Source organism: Rahnella inusitata (assembly GCF_003263515.1).
In the GTDB taxonomy this organism is placed as follows: Bacteria; Pseudomonadota; Gammaproteobacteria; order Enterobacterales; family Enterobacteriaceae; genus Rahnella; species Rahnella inusitata.
On record NZ_JYDE01000033.1, the window covers coordinates 20,186 to 41,521 of the forward strand.

Sequence of the window (21,336 nt, forward strand, 5' to 3'; positions counted from 1 at the left end):
CTCTTCTTTTAATAAAGTTCATTATTTTAATAAAATCTTAATATATTTTAATCTGATGATTTTATTGAATTTACTGCGTAGTTTACTATTTATCCTTGTGCTATTTACTTTCTGTTTAACTTCACATAACTGGCAAATCCTTAAGGTTAAATTAAGCTTAAACCGACATCATAAGATCCATAATTCAGGACGGTGTTTACTTACGGTTAAATAAACGCAGTCTAAAGTCGGTATGTGCTAATTACCTTTTGGGATAGTGTCATGGAAAACTTTTTGCCTTTTTCCCGCCCCTCTATGGGCGAAGAAGAGATCGAGGCTGTAGGGCAAGTATTGCGTTCTGGCTGGATAACCACCGGCCCGCAAACACATCAGCTTGAACAAGATTTCTCTGCGGCTTTCGGTTGTAAACATGCCATTGCGGTCAGTTCCGCAACCGGCGGGATGCACGTTACCCTGATGGCGCTGGGCATCGGTCCCGGCGATGAAGTCATTACCCCTTCCCAGACCTGGGTTTCTACCCTCAACATGATAGTTCTGCTCGGTGCCGAGCCGGTCATGATTGATGTTGACCCTGACACATTAATGGTCAGTGCCGAAGCCATTGCGGCTGCCATCACGCCTAAGACTAAAGCCATTATTCCGGTGCATTACGCCGGAGCGCCTTTGGATCTCGACCCCATTTATGCCGTGGCAAATCAGCACGGTATTGCGGTGATCGAAGATGCCGCCCACGCCGCCGGTACCCGTTACCGGGATCGCTGGATTGGCGCACAGGGAACGGCCATTTTTTCCTTCCACGCCATTAAAAACATGACTTGCGCCGAAGGTGGCCTGATTGCCACCGACGACGATGAGCTGGCGGCGAAGGTGCGTGCACTGAAATTCCACGGTCTGGCGGTAGATGCCTTTGACCGTCAGGTTCAGGGACGCAAGCCGCAGGCAGAAGTGGTCGAGCCGGGCTTTAAATACAACCTTTCCGATATTCACGCCTCGATTGCCGTCGTCCAGTTGAAGCGCCTGAATGAAATGAATGCCCGCCGTACCGAACTGGCACAACGTTATCTCGACAAGCTGCAAGGCTCGGCCTATTTGCCGATGAGCGTGCCGGACTATCCGCACCTTCACGCCTGGCACTTGTTCATGATCCGCGTGGATGAAAAACGCTGCGGCATCAGCCGTGATGCGTTGATGGAACGCCTGAAAGAGCAGGGCATCGGTACCGGTTTACATTTCCGTGCCGCACATACTCAAAAATATTACCGCGAACGTTATCCGCAACTCAGCCTGCCACACAGCGAATGGAACTCCGCCTGTTTATGCAGCCTGCCACTTTTTCCTGATATGCAAGACAGCGACGTTGACCGTGTTGTCGCAGCTCTCTTTTCCCTTTTGGAGGCGCAGTAGTGGCGCATTATGAACCCATTCGTAAAGTCTCGGTGGTCATCCCGGTCTATAACGAAGAAGAAAGCCTGCCCGCGTTGTTATCGCGTACACAGGCCGCTTGTCAGCAACTGACCCAAAAATACGAAATTATTCTGGTGGATGACGGCAGCTCGGACAGCTCCGGCGACATGCTTTCCGCCGCCGCAGAACAACCTGGCAGCCACATCGTGGCCGTTTTACTCAACCGCAACTATGGTCAGCACTCGGCGATCATGGCCGGTTTTAGCCATGTGACCGGTGATCTGGTGATCACGCTCGATGCCGATTTGCAAAACCCGCCGGAAGAAATTCCGCGTCTGGTTGCTAAAGCCGATGAAGGTTATGACGTCGTGGGCACCGTTCGTGCGAACCGTCGCGACTCATGGTTCCGTAAAACCGCGTCGAAGATGATCAACATGATGATCCAGCGGGCTACCGGTAAATCGATGGGCGACTACGGCTGCATGCTGCGTGCGTACCGCCGCCACATCATTGAAGCCATGCTGCATTGCCATGAGCGCAGCACGTTTATTCCTATCCTCGCCAACACCTTCGCGCGTAAAACCGTGGAAATTCCGGTTCAGCATTCCGAGCGTGAATTTGGTGATTCCAAATACAGCCTGATGAAGCTTATCAATCTGATGTACGACCTGATCACCTGCCTGACAACCACCCCGTTGCGCATGCTCAGCGTTGTGGGCAGTGTGATTGCTCTCTTCGGATTTGTGCTGGCGGTGTTCTTGATTCTGATGCGCCTTATCAACGGCCCTGAATGGGCGGCGGAAGGCGTGTTTACGCTATTTGCATTGTTATTTATGTTTATCGGTGCGCAGTTTGTCGGCATGGGATTACTCGGTGAATACATCGGGCGGATCTATAACGATGTTCGCGCACGTCCTCGTTATTTCGTTCAAAAAGTCGTCGGCGTTCGTTCCGAAGAAAACAGTCAGGAAGAAGAGTGATGAAAGCGATTGTATTTGCCTACCATGATATTGGTTGCGTTGGTTTGCAGGCTCTGGTTGATGCCGGTTATGACGTTCAGGCGGTCTTTACCCATACGGACGCGCCGAATGAGAACCAGTTCTTTTCCTCCGTTGCCCGTCAGGGCGCTGAGTTAAATCTGCCGGTGTACGCGCCGGAAGACGTCAATCATCCGCTGTGGGTTGACCGCATTCGTGCCTTGCAGCCTGATGTTATTTTCTCTTTCTACTACCGCAACATGCTGAGCGAAGACATTCTGTCTCTGGCGCCGCAGGGCGGTTTCAATTTGCACGGTTCTCTGCTGCCGCGCTACCGTGGCCGTGCGCCGGTAAACTGGGCGTTGGTCAATGGCGAAACGGAAACCGGCGTGACCCTGCATAAAATGGTGAAACGTCCTGATGCGGGCGATATCGTTGGCCAGCGCAAAGTTGCTATTACGGCTGAAGATACCGCGCTGAAGCTGCATGCCAAAGTGCGCGATGCTGCGAAAGATTTGCTGACGGATTTACTGCCGGAAATGAAAGCCGGGAAAATCACCCTGACGCCACAAGATGAAGCGCAGGCGACCTATTTTGGTCGCCGCACGGCGGCTGATGGTGAAATTCACTGGCACAAACCGGCAACTGAAATTAATAACCTGATCCGCGCCGTCACTGAGCCGTATCCGGGCGCTTTCACGTACCTCGGACAGCGCAAACTCACAGTATGGCGCGCGCTGCCGCTCAATACTCAGCATGATAAACAGCCAGGCACCGTGCTTTCTGCTCATCCGCTGACCATCGCCTGCGGCGAGGGTGCGCTGGAAATTCAGGCCGGTCAGAGTGAAAATGGCCTCTACGTTCAGGGTTCCCGACTGGCGCTGGAACTGGGCATCATGCCGGAAATGCGTCTTTCTACCTTGCCAACCGCAGTGATGAAACGCCGTACCCGCGTCCTGATCCTTGGTGTGAACGGCTTTATCGGTAACCACCTCAGCGAGCGTTTGCTGCGCGAAGATCGTTACGAAATCTACGGTCTGGATATCAGTTCCGACGCGATCAGCCGCTTCATGGGCAATCCGCATTTCCACTTCGTTGAAGGCGATATCAGCATTCATTCCGAGTGGATCGAGTATCACATCAAAAAATGTGACGTCGTGCTGCCGCTGGTGGCGATCGCCACGCCAATCGAATATACCCGTAACCCGCTGCGCGTATTTGAACTCGATTTCGAGGAAAACCTCAAAATCGTTCGTGATTGTGTCAAATACAAAAAACGCATTATCTTCCCGTCCACGTCCGAAGTTTACGGTATGTGTGATGACAAAGAGTTTGATGAAGATAACTCACGTCTGATCGTCGGGCCAATCAACAAACAGCGCTGGATTTACTCCGTGTCCAAGCAGCTGCTCGACCGGGTGATCTGGGCGTATGGCGTCAAAGAAGGCCTGAAGTTTACCCTGTTCCGTCCGTTCAACTGGATGGGGCCGCGTCTGGATAACCTCGACGCCGCGCGTATCGGCAGTTCCCGCGCTATCACGCAGCTGATCCTCAACCTGGTTGAAGGGTCTCCGATCAAACTTGTGGACGGCGGCGAACAAAAGCGTTGCTTCACTGACATCAACGACGGTATCGAAGCGCTGTTCCGCATCATTGAAAACCGCGACAACCTGTGTGATGGCCAGATAATTAACATCGGTAACCCGACCAACGAAGCGAGCATTCGTGAACTGGCGGAAATGCTGCTGGCGAGCTTTGAAGCGCATCCGCTGCGCGCACAGTTCCCGCCGTTTGCCGGTTTCAATCTGGTCGAGAGCAGCACTTATTACGGCAAAGGCTATCAGGACGTGGAACACCGCACGCCGAGCATCAAAAATGCCCGTCGTCTGCTGAGCTGGAAACCGGAAGTGGGCATGGATAAAACCGTTGCCGATACGCTGGACTTCTTCCTGCGCTCCGTGAACCCTGAATCTGGTCAGTCCTGAAACGGTGCCATACATGAAGAAAGTGGGTCTGCGCATTGATGTAGATACCTGGAGTGGCACCCGCGAGGGTGTCCCTCAGCTTCTGCAAGTGCTTGCAAAACATAATATTACCGCCAGTTTCTTCTTCAGCGTCGGGCCGGACAACATGGGGCGTCACTTATGGCGCCTGCTTAAACCGCGCTTTTTATGGAAGATGCTGCGCTCCAATGCCGCGTCACTCTACGGCTGGGATATCTTACTGGCCGGTACCGCGTGGCCGGGTAAACCTATTGCGCGTGATCTCGGTTATCTGATGAAAGAAACCGCCAGACGCGGCCATGAAGTCGGGTTGCACGCCTGGGATCATCAGGGCTGGCAGGCGAAAGTGGGCAAATGGTCTGAGGAACAGCTGCAACAGCAAATTCAGCTGGGTCTGGACGCACTGGAAAAAAGTCTCGGTCACGATGTTGAATGCTCGGCGGTGGCTGGCTGGCGCGCTGATGAACGCGTTATCGAAGTTAAAGAGCGGTTCCATTTTTATTACAACAGCGATTGCCGTGGGAAATATCCGTTCCTGCCGGTGCTGGAAAATGGCACTCTCGGGACGGTACAAATTCCGGTGACGTTACCGACCTATGATGAAGTGGCCGGTGGGGACATCAACGCCGATAACTTCAACGACTTTATCCTTGACGCTATCGCGCAGGATGGAGGCGTACCGGTGTACACCATTCATGCGGAAGTGGAAGGAATGTCGCTGGCAGTGCAGTTTGAGGAGCTATTAACCCGTGCTGCGGCACAGGGGATCAGGTTCTGTGCGCTGGGAGATTTATTGCCCGAAGATCTCAGTACGCTGCCAAAAGGCAAAGTGATTCGCGCCAGTTTCCCCGGACGGGAAGGCTGGTTAGGTTGTCAGCAAGAAGGTTTTTCCTGATGTCGAAAGCATATAAAAGCGTGTGGAGCACACTGGTTCTGGTGTTCTTCGCACTGGTTTATCTTGTTCCTCTTAATACCCGCCTGTTATGGCAACCCGATGAAACCCGTTATGCCGAGATCAGCCGCGAAATGCTTCAGCGCGGCGACTGGGTGGTGCCGCATCTGCTGGGCTTACGCTATTTTGAAAAACCGGTGGCGGGTTACTGGTTCAATAATCTTAGCCAGATGATTTTTGGCGACAGCAACTTTGCTGTGCGTTTTGGCTCCGTGTTCAGCACGCTGATCAGCGCCTTGCTGGTGTTCTGGCTGGCCAATCTGATGTGGCGTAACCGCCAGACTGCATACATCGCCACGCTGATTTATCTCTCCTTCACGCTGGTGTTTAGTATCGGCACCTACAGCGTGCTGGATCCGATGATCACCCTGTGGATGACCGCCGCAATGGTCGCCAGCTATTTCTGTCTTCGTGTCTCCCGCACGCCGCAAAAAGCCATCAGCTGGATAGTATTGGGACTGGCCTGCGGCATGGGGTTCATGACCAAAGGCTTTATCGCGCTGGCGCTGCCGGTGATTGCAGTTCTGCCGATTATCTGGCGCGAAAAGCGTTTCAAAACGCTGTTCGGCTGGGGGCCGCTGGCGATTGTCAGCGCCGTTGTGCTGAGCCTGCCATGGGTGCTGGCCATCGCCCGTCAGGAGCCGGATTACTGGCGCTATTTCTTCTGGGTTGAGCATGTTCAGCGCTTTGCAGAAGCGGATGCACAGCACAAAGCGCCATTCTGGTTCTATCTGCCGGTGCTCTTTCTGGGGGCGCTGCCGTGGCTGGGTCTGCTGCCGGGGGCGTTGCGCGAGGGATGGACTAAACGTGTTATGCGCCCGGAACTGTTTTTCCTGTTGAGCTGGGCGATTATGCCGCTGATTTTCTTCAGTATCGCCAAAGGGAAACTGCCCACCTATATTCTGCCGTGCTTTGCGCCGCTGGCCTTGCTGATGGCCGATCACCTCGAACAGATCCGTCAGTCCGGAAAGTTACGTGCACTGAAGGCTAACGGTGTCATTAACATCATTTTTGGTGTTCTGATGGCGATCACTGTTCTGGTGATATCGGGTATTCTGCCGATCAACGTTAAAGCCGTCTTTACCCGCACCGAGTTACCGCGCGCCCTGATCGGTATTCTCTGCTTTGCCGTATGGGCGCTGGCAGGGGCAATGTCTCTCACCAATGTGAAAAAACGCTGGTACTGGGGCGCTGCCTGCCCGCTGGTGTTGGCGCTGTTGGTCGGGCAGGCTATTCCCCAAAAAGTGATGGATTCCAAACAGCCGCAGATCTTTTTAGATAAAAATATGGGCCTGTTGCAGGACAGTCGTTATGTGCTGACCGATAACGTGGGCGTGGCCACTGCCATTGCCTGGGCGCTCAAACGCAGCGATATCCTGATGTTTGATGAGAAGGGCGAGTTGCAGTACGGATTAAGTTATCCTGATGCGAAAGATAACTTTATTGATGCGGCCAGTTTCCCTGCGTGGCTGCAAAAAGCCCGTCAGGAAGGAAATGTTTCTGTGATCCTCAGACTTGACCGAAATGCCCACGTCAAATCAACAATGCCAGCTGCTGATAAAACAGTACTTATCGACCGTCAGGCGCTGTTGTTCTACAAAAAACTGCCATGACCGGATTCCTTCTGGTGTTGGCGGTAAGCGTGATCACCTGTGCCGGCCAGCTTTGTCAGAAGCAGGCCGCACAGTTTTCGGGCAAAGGCGTGGCTCGTGTACTGCGCTGGCTGGCGCTGGCGGTGCTGTTACTGGGCATCGCTATGCTGCTGTGGCTGCGCGTTTTACAGCTTCTGCCGCTCAGCCTGGCGTATCCGATGCTCAGCCTGAATTTTGTCCTGATCACGCTCTGCGCCCGCTGGTTTTTCCATGAACAGGTCGATGGCCGGCACTGGTTTGGCGTGGCGCTGATCATGTCGGGCATCGCGTTGATGAGTGTCAGCCTATGAAAGGATACCTGTGGGGCGGGGCCAGCGTTCTGTTAGTGACGATGGCGCAACTGCTGATGAAGTGGGGGATGGTGCAAATCCCGTGGTTTTCACTTCCTGATATCAATATTCTCTTTGTACAGAATCACTTAAGCGCGCTGACGGCGGTGTTTTTCGGGCTGTGCGGCTATGCGCTTTCAATGGCCTGCTGGTTCTTCGCGCTGCGCGTTTTACCGCTCAACCGTGCCTATACCTTGCTCAGTCTGAGCTACGCGCTGGTCTACATCGCTGCCGTCACGCTGCCCTGGTTCAATGAAAGCATCAGCTTAACCAAAACACTTGGCGGAATGCTGATCCTCACCGGTGTGTGGGTGATCCACAGTAAACCGGCTAAAAATCCTCACTGATACGGTCCGGCCACGATAAAAATCATCATTTAAAGGTTGGATGACGGATAAAATAGCGCTAAATTCTATTAGTTCTTAGATAACGGCGACTTATCCGGCCCGCGTAAATTCTCGCGTTATGGCCTCAGCCGTGACGCGATTCAAGAAGGAATGCACTATGCGCTGGTCGTCCGTATCCATGTATTCCCTGCTGGCTGTTGCCGCATTAATTCTTAACGGCTGTAGCAGCCACGCGCCGCCGCCAAGTGGCCGCTTCGCCGATTCCATTACCGTGGTCGCCGAGCTTAACGATCAGCTCAGTCAGTGGCATGGCGCACCTTATCGTTATGGCGGATTGCAACCGAGCGGCGTCGATTGTTCCGGTTTTGTTTTCCGTACTTATCGCGATCGCTTTGGCGTTGTGCTTCCACGCACCACTGCCGATCAAACCAAAATCGGCACGAAAGTTTCCCGTGATGAGCTGCTTCCCGGCGATTTGGTTTTCTTTAAAACCGGCAGCGGTGAAAACGGATTACACGTTGGTATCTACGACACCGCCGATCAGTTTATCCATGCATCTACCAGTCAGGGGGTTACGCGTTCTTCGCTTGATAACGTCTACTGGCGCAAAGTCTACTGGCAGGCACGGCGCATCTGACCGAGTCTCCCTGATCTCCCCGCGTATTTGATCCCGATGTTTGCTGTTATTATCGAGGCAGACTTTTTCAGGATGAATACGCGATGACACCTCTCAGATTATTACTTTCCGATTCTTACGATCCCTGGTTCAATCTTGCCGTCGAAGACTGTATTTTTCGCGAAATGACCACCGACCAGCGCGTGCTGTTTCTGTGGCGTAATGCGGAAACCGTGGTTATCGGGCAGGCGCAAAATCCGTGGAAAGAATGTAATACCCGCAGGATGGAAGAGGACGGTATCCGGCTGGCTCGCCGCAGCAGCGGGGGCGGGGCGGTTTTCCACGACCTTGGGAATACCTGTTTTACTTTTATGGCAGGCAAACCTGAATACGACAAAAGTGTGTCTACCGGCATCATATTGAATGCACTTAAAGCGCTGGGGATTGATGCCAGTGCATCTGGACGCAATGATCTGGTGGTGCAGACCTGCGAAGGTGAGCGAAAAATTTCCGGGTCCGCCTATCGTGAAACAGCCGATCGCGGTTTTCACCACGGCACCTTATTGCTAAATGCCGATCTCAGCCGTCTGGCGAACTATCTCAATCCCGATGTCAAAAAACTGCAGGCCAAAGGCATCACCTCTGTGCGCTCGCGGGTGGCGAATCTCAACGAATTTGTGCCCGACATTCATCACGACCAGATTTGCGCCGCGGTCACCGATGCCTTCTTTGACTGGTACGGCCAGCGCGTTGAACCAGAAATCATTTCGCCAGATGTTTTCCCTGATTTACCCGGTTTTTCGGAACGGTTTGCCAAACAAAGCAGCTGGGAATGGAATTTTGGTAAAGCGCCGGCTTTCAGCCACGAACTTAACGAACGCTTTGTCTGGGGGGGCGTGGATATCCACTTTGATGTGGAAAAGGGCAATATCAGCCGGGCACAAATCTTCACTGACAGCCTCAATCCGGCACCTTTGCTGGCGCTGGCTGAGCAGCTATCCGCAACACGGTACCGCGCGCAGGATGTTTCATTGGCCTGTAACAAAATCATTGAACAATTTCCGGCCCTCAGTGCCGAGTTAACGGAGTTGCAAACCTGGCTGGTCCGTTGCGTTCAATAATCTGAAAACCCGCAGAAACGCCGGGGGCGCGGTCTCCGGGGCTTGCGCAATATTTCACAACACCTTATAACCGTTAGCGAAAAGTTTAGGGTTTCGCATATTCTGCGCGAAAAAAATTGCGCGGGAAGCTGATTCTTTGCTGCAAAATCTCCCTGCATCAAGCCCGAAGTTGCACGTTTAGGAGGCTGGCGATAAGATTAGTCCTAAACTTGATTTTGATAGTCAATTCCTCATATTTCTTTGATACCCCGGGCTTCCGTCATTTCAGTGGAAGGATAAATTAGAAAGGCCTGAGTCACCTCGTAGTGCCGTTGAGTTTTGGAAAATAATGAAAATACAATTCGATACGGCCTTTAACAGCAGCTTTCTGTGTCAGCCGATTTACTCCGTTGAGGGGAAATTGCTGGCGATTGAATTAATTTGTCGCTTTTCCAGCACAGACAGCAAGTTAACCATGCCGACAGAACTGGTTTTAAACCTGCTGTCTCAGGCTCAGTTGTTTCGTTTTCTCAATGAACAACAGCTTTGGGCGGCTGAGCATGCACAATGGTTTAGTGACAATCAGGTGATATTGAATATCGGCGTCGAAGAAAGACTGGTAGCGATTTTGCTGGAAGATGAAATCCTGCGCGATGCCTTCAAAACCCATGATTTTGTCCAGCTCAATCTCAATGAGTCATTTCCGCAGCTTTCTGATGGTCGCAATAATCAGCAGTTAATGGCGCTGAAAAAGCATTTTACCCTTTGGTTGGATAATTTCGGTTCAGGCAACGTCAACATGGCGCCCATTTTTGACCATCTTTTTCAGTGCGTGAAACTGGATAAAAATCTGTTCTGGCAATTATACGAAGGGGAGCATTTCTCCATCGTAATGCCTTCATTACTGAGAAATGTGAACCGTTTTTGCCGAAATATTGTGGTGGATGGCCTTGATAATCAGGACTATTTTGACGCCCTGCTTAAGAAAGATGTTCAGGGGCTAAAAGGCCTGCTGTGGCCGGGCGTCGACCCTGAGCAACTCGACAGCCTGCTTGTCAGGCCTGTCCAATTTCATTAATCGGGCGTTTCACTTAATGTCTCCTAATCCCGGTCAGCCTGCGCTGTGTCGGGATTTTTGTTAATCGCCTCCTATCTCCCTGCTGTTGCTCCGTGTTAATCACGGCGGCGCGGCTCTACACTTAAGAAAAGGGGGATTTATGCCGCTATTCGAACATCACTACGCCGACCAGCTCGGCGGATTTTATACCGCACTGCAACCGACGCCGCTTAAGGGCGCACGGCTTCTTTATCACAGCGCACCGCTGGCGCAGGAACTGGGTCTCGATGAAACGCTTTTCGATCATGATCATCGGGAATTCTGGTGTGGCGAAAAATTTTTCCCCGGTATGTTACCGCTGGCGCAGGTTTACAGCGGACATCAGTTTGGCCAGTGGGCAGGGCAACTGGGCGACGGGCGCGGTATTCTGCTCGGCGAACAGGTGTTGCCTGAGGGTAAACGGGTTGACTGGCATCTCAAAGGCGCGGGGCTGACGCCTTACTCACGCATGGGCGATGGCCGCGCGGTACTGCGTTCTGTAGTGCGAGAGTTTCTGGCTTCCGAAGCGCTGCACCATTTAGCCATACCGACGACGCGCGCGCTGACTATCGTGACCAGCGATCAGCCGGTATTTCGCGAACAACCCGAGCGCGGCGCAATGCTGATGCGCATTGCCGAAAGCCATATCCGCTTCGGTCACTTTGAGCATTTTTATTATCGCAAACAACCTGAGCAAGTGAAGCAACTGGCAGATTACGTCATCGCGCATCACTGGCCGCAGCTGCTGGAAAGCGAACCGCTGGAGGCGCAGCGGTATCAGCGGTGGTTCACCGAGGTGGTTGAACGTACGGCAAAGATGATTGCACAGTGGCAGAGCGTCGGGTTCGCGCACGGCGTAATGAATACTGACAATATGTCGATCCTCGGCCTGACGATGGATTACGGCCCGTACGGATTTCTCGATGATTATCAGCCGGGTTATATCTGCAACCACTCTGACCATCAGGGACGCTACAGTTACGATAATCAGCCTGCGGTGGCCTACTGGAACCTGCATCGCCTGGCGCAGACGCTTTCCGGCCTGATGAGCACCGAACAGTTACAGGCGGCGCTGGGCGAGTATGAGCCTGCGCTGATGAAAGCTTACGGCACGCTGATGCGCGGCAAACTGGGCTTTTTCAGCGAAAATAAGCAAGACAACAATTTGCTGACCGGATTACTGAGCCTGATGGCGAAAGAGGGGCGGGATTTCACCCGGACCTTCCGCATGCTAAGTGAGGTCGAACAGCAACAGGCCAGTTCGCCGCTGCGCGATGAATTCATCGATCGCGCAGCGTTTGACAGCTGGTACCAGGATTATCGCCAGCGGTTGCAGGAAGAAGACGTGGACGACGCAACGCGTCAGCAGGCGATGAAACAGAGTAATCCGCGCATTATTTTGCGTAATTATCTGGCTCAGCAGGCGATCGAAAAAGCCGAAGTGGACGACATCAGTGCGCTGACGCAATTACATCAGGCACTCTGTGACCCGTACAGCGATAATCCTCACTACGACTCTCTGGCCGCTCTGCCGCCAGACTGGGGTAAACATCTGGAAATTTCCTGCTCAAGCTGAGCCACTTTGCGCCACAGAGGGGATCCCCTGTGGCGCAGTTTTAACGTGGAGTGTTATTGGCGCAGGAACACCTGGGGTAATTCGGTTTCAGGGTGGGCGCAAACGTTCAGATCAGCCTGATACCAGCGGCTTAGCGTCTCTTCATTTAACACCTCAGCCGGCGTCCCGCTGGCGACCACTCTCCCGCTGTGCAGCAGAATAATCCGGTCGGCATACAGCGCCGCCAGATTCAGATCGTGGAGTACGCAGCACACCGAAAGTGGCGTCTCTTGCGTTAACTGACGTAACAGACGCAAAGCATGTTGCTGATGATACAAATCCAGCGCAGACGTTGGTTCATCCAGAAACAGCCAGCGTGGCGAAGGTTCCGGCTGCCACAGTTGGATCAACACGCGAGCCAGCTGGACGCGCTGCTGTTCGCCGCCGGAAAGATGCCGGTAATCACGATCTGCCAGATTCAGACACCCGGTTTGCGTCATGACTTCGGCCAGTGCATGTTGCATATTCAGCTGGCCGTGCGGTGAACGTCCGAGCCTCAGCACTTCCCGCACGCTAAACCCGAAAGCCAGCGTACTGTTCTGGCGCATCACCGCCCGGGTACGCGCCAGTTCCTGCGCAGGCCATTCGGTCAGCGGTTTACCCTGGAGTAAGCAATGCCCTTTTTGCGGCGCCAGAAAGCCGGTGAGCATACGCATCAGCGTGGATTTCCCTGCGCCGTTCGGGCCAATCAGCGCCACCATTTCACCACTGTGCAAGCTGACCGAGACATCATCAATCAGCCTGCGTCCTTCAACGGAATACACCAGGTTTTCTGCGATCAGGGACGAAGATAGTTCAGACATTACGTGGCACTCCCGGACGCAGGATCAGCCATAAAAAATAAGGGCCGCCGATGATGCTGGTGATAAGACCGACCGGCATTTCCGCCGGAGCCACCAGCGTGCGCGCCAGCGTATCGGCTAACAGCAACAGACAGGCTCCTGCCATCGCCGAACCCGGTAACAACCAGCGGTGATCGGCGCCGATGCGCATGCGCAGCAAATGCGGGATCACCAGACCGATAAAGCCAATCACGCCCGATACCGCCACCGCAGCCCCGACCAGCAGAGCACTCAGCAGCAGTAACTGCAACTGTGTACGGCGGACATTGACGCCAAGATAGTGCGCATCCTCTTCGCCCAGTTGCAGAATATTCAGGCGTCGGGACATAAAGAACGTCGCGATGCAGGCTGGCAAAATAAGGGAGGAAGCGACAGCCAGCGTCGGCCATTGCGCCTGCCCGAGGCTACCCATACTCCACAGGGAGAACTGACGCAGCTGCTGATCGTCGCTGATATAAGTCAGCACGCCAACCGCCGCGCCGCACAGTGCATTAATAGCAATTCCCGCCAGCAGAAGACGTGATAATCCGCCGTGTCCGAAACGGCTCAGCGTGAAGACGATCAGTGAAATGGCGAGACTGCCGACAAAGGCGCTGATCATATGGCTGTAAAGCGCCAGCAACGGCGGCAGGGAGAATGGCATCACAATGGTCAGCGCCACTGCCAGCGCCGCGCCGGAGCTTATCCCCAGTAATCCGGGGTCGGCCAGCGGATTGCGGAACAATCCTTGCATCACCGCGCCGGAGCTGGCCAGCGCGCAGCCGACCACCACCGCCAGCAATACGCGGGGCAGGCGCACGGTCAGCCAGACCTGCCATAAGCCGTCGTTGAGCGGCAAGCCCATCAGCGTTCGCAGCGAAAGGGACATTGCGCCGGTATTCGCCGCCAGAATGGCCAGCAACAGCAGAGCTCCGCCGAGACCCGTCAGCGCCCAAACCGGTGAGCGCCGACGTGATGGCATTGGGGGGCTCATGCTGCTCATTTCACGCTTTCCGCTGCCTGACGAAGTTGCGCCATCACTGCCGGAGTTTGCAATCCAAAGCCAAGCAGCGACATATCATCCAGCACCAGAACGCGCTTGTTTTTACCCGCTGGCGTCATCGCCACGCCCGGTAATTTCCACACCTGATCCATACCACCCAGGGTTTTAATTCCGTCAGCGGTCAGCAGCAGGATGTCCGGCGCACTGGCGATCACACCTTCTTGTGAAAGGGGACGATAGCGGCTGAACCCCTGCATGGCATTTTTAGCGCCCACGGAGGTTATCATCGCATCTGCTGCCGTATCCTGACCTGCGGCCATGGAATTCATACCGCCGTGACTCATCACGAATAACATTTTGACCGGCAAGGTTTCGTGCTTAATGGCTGCAAGTTGCGTGCGGTAGGTGGCGATCAGCTTTTCACCTTCGGCCTGACGGTTCAGTGCCTTAGCAATCACGTCGATCTTTTTCGGTACGGTATCGACAGATGCCGTGCCCGGCACGCGGATCACTTTCACCCCGTTTTGCGCCACTTGCTGTAACACCAGCGACGGTTCCGCCAGCTCACTGCTGAGCACCAGCGTCGGGTGCATGGAGAGAATACCTTCGGTATTTAGCTGGCGCATATAACCGACATCCGGCAATGCGAGAACCGCCTTTGGACGTAAACTGGTGCTGTCGCGCGCGACCAGTTCATCGCCCGCGCCCAGCGCGTAAACGATCTCTGTGACGTCACCGCCGATGCTCACCAGCTTTTCTGCGGCATGCAGAACGGGTGCGGTCAGCAAGGATGCCGCAGCGATCAGAACGTTTAAAGTGTGCTTCATTCGGCAACGCCTTCGTTGGAGAGCTGCGCCAGTTGTTCGCGCCACAGAGTTTGCTCCGGCGTGCCTTCGGTACGCTGACCATAAAGCTGTGCGATCTGAGTGCCGTCGGCGGCGAACAGTTCCAGGCTGGTGACGAAACCGTCTTTCGTCGGCTTGCGGGTGATCCAGCTTTCGGCGATGGCGCTTTCTACCAAATGCAGCGTGAAGCGCGGGTTAAAGACGTTGATCCACTCACTCTGCGGCATCACTTTTTCGATTTGGCCGGTAAAGATCTGCACACAGCCTCTGTTGCCAACAAAAATCATGATCTCATTCTGATCGTCTTTAGCGATATTCAGCAAACGGGTAAGAGAGCCGTTTTCAACGCGCCATGCGAGATCGTCGCCGACCGCTTTGAAAGCCTGCTGGCGGGTTACATCATGGCGTTTCAGAAGCTGGAAGAACTGATGAACGTCGGTCATTGCGCGCCATTCGGCATCCAGAGTACGGGTGTCGGCAGTGTTGACCAGCGGATTTTCCGGCACGGCTTTCCGTTGCAACGGCGGATTAACATCACTTTTGTACTGAGCCACCAACGCATTCCACGCCGCCATATCCGTTTCATCGGTGGTATAGACCTTATGCATCGCATCGCCCTGGGCATCGAAAAACTGAATGCTGTGACGATCGCCGCGCGGAGTCGATTCCGTCATGCTGAAAATGTGCACCCAGTGTTGCAGGAACAAGCGCAGATCCAGCGCGCGTGGATTGAGAATTAACCCGGCGTGTCCGTTCAGATGCTGGTTTGTATAATGGCCTTGCTGCTCGTGAACAGCATAGTCGTTACGGGTAATGGATTTCGTTCCACCCACACTTTCCAGCGCGGCCAGCAGACTACGGGCATCAACATCCAGTTTTGCTGCATCGTGAGAAACGCGTAACGCCGTTAATTCGGCTTCGCTGATGCCAAGAATTTCAGCCAGATCGCGGGCATATTTACCCGGATTCGCTTCTTTGGCCTGTAAGTAATCCTGATAGTGAACTGGATGCATGGCTGTTTCCTCGTAGTCTTAAATGTCATCCGCCATCGGGCAGATAAAAATTTGAGCTGTTATGTGAATGATTTGTAAAATATTATTCCCAAAGCACCAAATTAGCCCACGCGTTGGTAATGGGAATTAATATCAATTTGATAATCATTATCAAATCATTAAAGAAACACATCAAGAAAATTTTTGTTGGCAGAATGTAATTTTCGGCAAATAACCCTGTAAATACCGTGGGATAGCCGAAGGGGATTGCTGCTGGCAGGACGTTTTAATTAACGGGGACGAGCGAGGCAGAGGGACAAAAAAGGGCAACAAAAATGTCGCCCAGAGTGTGTTTTTAAGTTTTCACCAGAACAACCGGTCAGAACCGGCTATCTGTCGCCTCTGCCAGCATCGCTAGCAGCGTTTCGGTGTCTTCCCAGCCCAGGCAAGGGTCCGTGATCGATTTTCCGTAGACCAGCGGTTTGCTGGCGGCGACAGGCTGTGTGCCTTCAATCAGGAAACTTTCCGCCATGATGCCCGCGACCGCGGTCGAACCGCTGCGGATTTGCTCGCAAATATCGGCGGCCACATCCAGCTGACGTTTGTGTTGCTTCTGACAGTTACCGTGGCTGAAATCGACCACCAGCCGCTGTGGCAGGTCAAACTCTGCCAGATTCAGGCAAGCCTGTTCCAGGTCTTCAGCGTGATAATTTGGTTTCTTACCGCCGCGCATGATCACATGACCATACGGGTTACCGGCAGTGCGGTAAATCGTCATCTGACCGTTTTTATCCGGTGACAGGAACATATGGCTGGTGCGTGAAGAGCGCATGGCATCAATCGCGATACGTGTATTGCCGTCAGTGCCGTTTTTAAAGCCAACCGGGCAGGACAATGCAGACGCCATTTCACGGTGGATCTGGCTCTCCGTAGTACGCGCGCCGATAGCGCCCCAGCTGATCAGATCAGCGATGTACTGGCCGATGACCATATCCAGGAATTCGGTCGCCGTCGGAATACCCAACTGATTGACCGCCAGCAGAACCTTGCGCGCCAGCTCGATACCGTCATTAACGCGACATGAACCGTTAAGTTCGGGATCTGAAATCAGGCCTTTCCAGCCAACCACGGTGCGGGGTTTCTCGAAATAGGTACGCATCACGATTTCAAGACGATCCTGATATTTTTCACGCAGCACATTCAGCTTTCCGGCGTAATCAATAGCAGCTTCAATATCGTGAATCGAGCAAGGGCCGATGACCACCAGCAGGCGCGGGTCTTCACCGGTAATTATTTTTTCAATACGTTTACGTGATGCCATCACGTGTTGGGCGACCGACGGGGATATTGGCAGTTTATCTGCCAGTGCCTGAGGCGTAATCAGGCTGTCGATGCGCGTCGTACGCAGCTCATCTGTTTGTGACATGGTGCTCTCTAAAATTTGATTCTTCTCTGCGGCAGGAATACCGGGAAGTGATGGCGATCACAATAACGCAAAAACAGATGAATTCAACCACTGTTGGCAGGTTATGCCACTCACATCAGCAAAAGGGTCAGAACATGCGCCGGCTCATGCCGAAACTGTCCATAATCTTTGCGGCAATCTCTTCCACGGAATAATTTGTGCTGTTGAGATAGCGGATCTGATTTTTGCGGAAAAGTGCCTCCACTTCAGAGACTTCCATCCGACACTGGCGCAGTGAGGCATAACGGCTATTTTCTACACGCTCCTGGCGGATCGCCGTCAGGCGTTCGGGGTCAATCGTCAGTCCGAATAGCTTGTGCATATGAGGTTTCAGGGCCGCGGGCAGCTGGATGTTATCCATATCATCGGCAGTGAAAGGGTAGTTTGCCGCGCGGATACCAAACTGTAGCGCCAGATAAAGGCTGGTCGGTGTTTTCCCGCAGCGGGAAACGCCGAGCAAAATGACTTGCGCCTGATCGAGATTACGCAGCGAAATGCCATCGTCATGCGCCAGCGTGTAATCAATGGCGGCGATACGGGCATCGTATTTGGTGATATTGCTGGCGGTCAGTCCGTGTGTACGGTTGGCAATGGGCGTCGGTTCTACGCCGAGCTCATTTTGCAGCGGTGCGACCAGCGACTGAACGATGTCCTGACAAAACCCTTCGCTGGCTTTGATGATGTTGCGAATATCGGGCGAAACGATGGAATAGAACACCAAAGGGCGATCGCCGGATTTTTCAAATATGTCATTGATCTGCTGAACGACCGTTTTCGCCCGTGCTTCACTTTCTACAAAGGGCAGGGAATAGGTCGTCGCATTCACCGGAAATTGTGACAACACGGCATGGCCTAAAACTTCCGCCGTAATTGCCGTGCCGTCGGAAATGTAAAACACACATCTGTCCACAAACCGCTCCTGATTTCTTTCTGTTTGCCTTATCCCTACCGGGAACCTGTTTAGTAATAACCAGAATTTCACTAAATAAAAAGGCTATTTCAACGGATGGGCATTCTTAAATTCATTGCTGCGAGATACTGCGCAAAATGACTGTAATAAATGAAATGGGATTTTAATTTTTTCGCGTTATTCCGCACCTTTTTGATTTGCTTCAGCAGCGCGTCAGCTTCTCTGGTAGCGTAGTGTATATAACGAAATGTCCTGTTATTCATCGCTGATTCATAAGGGGTTATAGGTTTTTTACAGGAAGAAAGCCTAAAGACACTCTGGAATTTTCCTAAACAAAAATAGTTTGATTTGCTGGAACGATTCACCTGTCCTGCTCTTATGGATCAATATGCTAGTCTCGAAATGACCGCGTGTTTGAAAGGACATGCAGTTAAAGGACATTAAGTCATTTGACTGTGACTGAATTACGACTCTCTGCTCTCCTACTGAATATTAAGAAAGGATTGTTTCATGGCTCATCTCGATCCCGATTTACGCAATGTTATCTGGTACAACCAACTGGGTATGAACGACGTTGATAAAGTCGGGGGCAAGAACGCATCCCTCGGGGAAATGATCACTAATTTGTCTGAGTTAGGGGTTTCTGTCCCTAACGGTTTTGCCACCACTTCTCAGGCGTTTAATGATTTTCTTGATCAAAGTGGTGTTAACCATCGTATTCATGAGTTGCTGGATAAAACCGACGTCGATGATATCGCTCAACTGACGCAGGCGGGGGCGCAAATTCGGCAGTGGATCATCGAGACGCCTTTCCAGCCTGAACTGGAAGTGTCAATCCGCGAGGCGTATCAGCAGCTTTCGGAAGGTGAACCAGATGCTTCCTTTGCCGTGCGATCTTCTGCCACTGCCGAAGATATGCCCGATGCATCCTTCGCCGGGCAGCAGGAAACTTTCCTGAACGTACAGGGCTTTGATGCGGTACTGATTGCCGTGAAACACGTGTATGCCTCTTTATTCAATGACCGTGCGATTTCCTATCGTGTGCATCAGGGCTATGACCATCGCGGCGTGGCACTCTCGGCCGGTATCCAGCGCATGGTGCGTTCCGATCTTGCGGCCGCGGGGGTGATGTTCACCATTGATACCGAATCCGGTTTTGATCAGGTGGTCTTTATCACCTCAGCCTACGGTCTGGGCGAAATGGTTGTGCAGGGCGCAGTAAACCCGGATGAGTTCTACGTGCACAAACCGACGCTTGCCAAAAACAAACCGGCGATCGTGCGCCGCACTATGGGTTCCAAGAAAATCCGTATGGTGTACGCGCCGAGTCAGGAACATGGCAAACAGGTACAGATTGAAGATGTACCCGCAGAACTCAGCACGCAATTCTCGCTGACCGATGACGAAATTCAGGCACTGGCGCGTCAGGCATTGCTTATCGAAAAACACTACGGTCGCCCGATGGATATCGAATGGGCGAAGGACGGTCATAACGGTAAGTTGTACATCGTGCAGGCGCGGCCAGAGACCGTTCGTTCAAACGGTCAGGTCATGGAGCGCTACCAGCTCAACGGCAGCAGCCAAGTTCTGGTGGAAGGCCGTGCAATTGGTCATCGCATCGGTGCCGGGCCGGTCAAAATCATTCATGACATCAGCGAAATGCATCACGTTAAAGCCGGAGATGTGCTGGTGACTGACATGACCGATCCGGACTGGGAACCGATCATGAAAAAAGCATCGGCGATTGTGACAAACCGTGGTGGACGTACCTGTCACGCCGCGATTATTGCCCGTGAACTGGGGATCCCGGCAGTGGTGGGCTGCGGCGATGCAACAGAAAAACTCAAGGAAAACCAAAAAGTCACTGTGTCTTGCTCTGAAGGGGATACCGGTTACGTCTATCAGGATGAACTGGACTTTACGGTGCAAAGTTCTGAAGTCAATGAACTGCCAAAATTGCCACTGAAAATCATGATGAATATCGGTAATCCTGATCGCGCCTTTGATTTCGCCTGTTTGCCTAATGAAGGTGTCGGGCTGGCGCGTCTGGAGTTCATCATTAACCGCATGATTGGTGTGCATCCTAAAGCGTTGCTGGAGTTTGACCAGCAAACACCTGAGTTAAAGGCCGAAATCAGCAAATTGATTCAGGGTTACGACAGCCCGCGCGAATACTATGTCGCGCGCCTGACTGAAGGGATTGCGACACTGGGTGCAGCTTTTTGGCCTAAACGCGTCATTGTGCGATTGTCAGATTTTAAATCTAATGAGTATGCCAATCTGGTCGGTGGCGAGAAGTATGAACCGCATGAAGAAAACCCGATGCTCGGTTTCCGTGGTGCGGGACGTTACGTCTCTGACAGCTTCCGCGATTGCTTTGCGCTGGAATGTGAGGCGATGAAACGGGTCCGTAATGACATGGACCTGACCAATGTTGAAGTCATGATCCCGTTCGTGCGTACCGTGGCACAGGCGGAAGCTGTGGTGGCCGAATTGGCACGTCAGGGGCTGAAACGCGGTGAGAACGGCCTAAAGGTAATCATGATGTGTGAGATCCCATCCAATGCGCTGCTGGCGGATCAATTCCTTGAGCACTTTGACGGATTCTCTATCGGTTCAAACGACATGACGCAACTGGCGCTCGGTCTCGATCGTGACTCAGGCGTGGTGTCTGAACTCTTTGACGAGCGCAACGAAGCCGTGAAAGCCCTCCTGTCGATGGCGATCAAGGCCGCCAAGAAACAGGGTAAATACGTCGGTATTTGCGGCCAGGGTCCGTCCGATCATCAGGACTTCGCCCAATGGCTGATGGATGAAGGGATAGACAGCTTGTCCCTGAACCCGGATACAGTGGTGCAAACCTGGCTTGCACTGGCAGAAAAATAAAATCTTAACGCCATAATTTAAATATTCTGAAAGCCATCGTGTAAAAACGATGGCTTTTTTATGGCACAAAATGCGAGACGTACTGTTGAGATTAGAATTACACAGAGGGAAATTTTAGATAAAAAAAAGCCCGTCTCGAAGACAGGCAAAGACTACACACAGCAATTTGGGGTATACATGCTTTAGGGGAAAGCGTGTATATATATCAGTGGGTTGAAATCCGAACTGTTAATAATACTAGGTTTCTCAAGGTATTTAGTCTGTAAGAATCCTCCTAATAGGTTTTATTCTCACCTGAATAACTCTTGAATTTTTTACGAGAC

At 52.8% G+C, this 21,336-nt stretch carries 18 protein-coding genes; 12 read left to right on the forward strand and 6 right to left on the reverse strand.

Annotated features, from left to right (window positions below):
• The first annotated feature begins 261 nt into the window (after positions 1 to 261).
• The 11 genes from arnB to TU92_RS18190 all read left to right on the forward strand — a co-directional run bounded on the left by arnB (position 262) and on the right by TU92_RS18190 (position 12,052).
• Positions 262 to 1,404, forward strand: a complete 1,143-nt coding sequence (gene arnB / locus TU92_RS18140; protein ID WP_112168584.1) for a UDP-4-amino-4-deoxy-L-arabinose aminotransferase — start codon at positions 262 to 264, stop codon at positions 1,402 to 1,404.
• Positions 1,404 to 2,384, forward strand: coding sequence for an undecaprenyl-phosphate 4-deoxy-4-formamido-L-arabinose transferase (gene arnC, locus TU92_RS18145; protein WP_112168585.1), 981 nt, complete (start codon positions 1,404 to 1,406; stop codon positions 2,382 to 2,384). Before arnB ends, arnC begins: the two co-directional genes overlap by 1 nt.
• Positions 2,384 to 4,366 (forward strand): bifunctional UDP-4-amino-4-deoxy-L-arabinose formyltransferase/UDP-glucuronic acid oxidase ArnA, encoded by a 1,983-nt coding sequence (gene arnA, locus TU92_RS18150; RefSeq protein WP_112168586.1) that lies wholly within the window; start codon positions 2,384 to 2,386, stop codon positions 4,364 to 4,366. Before arnC ends, arnA begins: the two co-directional genes overlap by 1 nt.
• Before the next feature lie 13 nt (positions 4,367 to 4,379).
• Complete coding sequence (gene arnD, locus TU92_RS18155) at positions 4,380 to 5,279, forward strand: 4-deoxy-4-formamido-L-arabinose-phosphoundecaprenol deformylase (RefSeq protein ID WP_112168587.1); 900 nt, start codon at positions 4,380 to 4,382, stop codon at positions 5,277 to 5,279.
• Positions 5,279 to 6,949 (forward strand): lipid IV(A) 4-amino-4-deoxy-L-arabinosyltransferase, encoded by a 1,671-nt coding sequence (gene arnT / locus TU92_RS18160; protein ID WP_112168588.1) that lies wholly within the window; start codon positions 5,279 to 5,281, stop codon positions 6,947 to 6,949. Before arnD ends, arnT begins: the two co-directional genes overlap by 1 nt.
• The gene (gene arnE, locus TU92_RS18165) at positions 6,946 to 7,278 is read left to right on the forward strand and encodes a 4-amino-4-deoxy-L-arabinose-phosphoundecaprenol flippase subunit ArnE (RefSeq protein WP_112168589.1); all 333 of its coding nucleotides are present in this window, start codon (positions 6,946 to 6,948) and stop codon (positions 7,276 to 7,278) included. Before arnT ends, arnE begins: the two co-directional genes overlap by 4 nt.
• Positions 7,275 to 7,664, forward strand: coding sequence for a 4-amino-4-deoxy-L-arabinose-phosphoundecaprenol flippase subunit ArnF (gene arnF / locus TU92_RS18170; protein WP_112168590.1), 390 nt, complete (start codon positions 7,275 to 7,277; stop codon positions 7,662 to 7,664). Before arnE ends, arnF begins: the two co-directional genes overlap by 4 nt.
• Before the next feature lie 157 nt (positions 7,665 to 7,821).
• Positions 7,822 to 8,301: an NlpC/P60 family protein gene (locus tag TU92_RS18175; RefSeq protein ID WP_082465713.1), complete on the forward strand. Its 480-nt coding sequence runs from the start codon at positions 7,822 to 7,824 to the stop codon at positions 8,299 to 8,301.
• An 83-nt stretch (positions 8,302 to 8,384) separates the two neighbouring features.
• Positions 8,385 to 9,401 carry a lipoate--protein ligase gene (lplA, locus tag TU92_RS18180; RefSeq protein ID WP_112168591.1) on the forward strand — a complete coding sequence of 339 codons (1,017 nt, stop codon included), beginning with the start codon at positions 8,385 to 8,387 and terminating at the stop codon, positions 9,399 to 9,401.
• A 328-nt stretch (positions 9,402 to 9,729) separates the two neighbouring features.
• Complete coding sequence (locus tag TU92_RS18185) at positions 9,730 to 10,458, forward strand: EAL domain-containing protein (protein ID WP_112168592.1); 729 nt, start codon at positions 9,730 to 9,732, stop codon at positions 10,456 to 10,458.
• Positions 10,459 to 10,597: 139 nt separating this feature from the next.
• Entirely contained in the window at positions 10,598 to 12,052 is a 1,455-nt protein-coding gene (locus TU92_RS18190; protein ID WP_112168593.1) for a protein adenylyltransferase SelO, read from the forward strand.
• A gap of 53 nt (positions 12,053 to 12,105) precedes the next feature.
• Here the strand turns inward: TU92_RS18190 and TU92_RS18195 are convergent, their stop codons facing one another.
• From TU92_RS18195 to ppsR, 6 genes are all read right to left on the reverse strand, one after another.
• On the reverse strand, positions 12,106 to 12,894 hold the full coding sequence (locus TU92_RS18195) for a heme ABC transporter ATP-binding protein (protein ID WP_112168594.1): 789 nt from the start codon (positions 12,892 to 12,894) through the stop codon (positions 12,106 to 12,108).
• Positions 12,887 to 13,894: a FecCD family ABC transporter permease gene (locus tag TU92_RS18200; protein ID WP_112168610.1), complete on the reverse strand. Its 1,008-nt coding sequence runs from the start codon at positions 13,892 to 13,894 to the stop codon at positions 12,887 to 12,889. Before TU92_RS18200 ends, TU92_RS18195 begins: the two co-directional genes overlap by 8 nt.
• Positions 13,895 to 13,911: 17 nt before the next feature.
• On the reverse strand, positions 13,912 to 14,742 hold the full coding sequence (locus TU92_RS18205) for a heme/hemin ABC transporter substrate-binding protein (RefSeq protein ID WP_112168595.1): 831 nt from the start codon (positions 14,740 to 14,742) through the stop codon (positions 13,912 to 13,914).
• Positions 14,739 to 15,773, reverse strand: a complete 1,035-nt coding sequence (locus tag TU92_RS18210; protein ID WP_112168596.1) for a hemin-degrading factor — start codon at positions 15,771 to 15,773, stop codon at positions 14,739 to 14,741. The genes TU92_RS18205 and TU92_RS18210 overlap by 4 nt, the downstream gene beginning before the upstream one ends.
• A 358-nt stretch (positions 15,774 to 16,131) precedes the next feature.
• Positions 16,132 to 17,178: a 3-deoxy-7-phosphoheptulonate synthase gene (locus tag TU92_RS18215; protein WP_112168597.1), complete on the reverse strand. Its 1,047-nt coding sequence runs from the start codon at positions 17,176 to 17,178 to the stop codon at positions 16,132 to 16,134.
• A gap of 127 nt (positions 17,179 to 17,305) precedes the next feature.
• Positions 17,306 to 18,127 (reverse strand): posphoenolpyruvate synthetase regulatory kinase/phosphorylase PpsR, encoded by an 822-nt coding sequence (gene ppsR / locus TU92_RS18220; RefSeq protein ID WP_112168598.1) that lies wholly within the window; start codon positions 18,125 to 18,127, stop codon positions 17,306 to 17,308.
• A gap of 510 nt (positions 18,128 to 18,637) precedes the next feature.
• Here ppsR and ppsA point away from each other — a divergent pair.
• Complete coding sequence (gene ppsA / locus TU92_RS18225) at positions 18,638 to 21,013, forward strand: phosphoenolpyruvate synthase (protein ID WP_112168599.1); 2,376 nt, start codon at positions 18,638 to 18,640, stop codon at positions 21,011 to 21,013.
• Positions 21,014 to 21,336 lie beyond the last annotated feature (323 nt).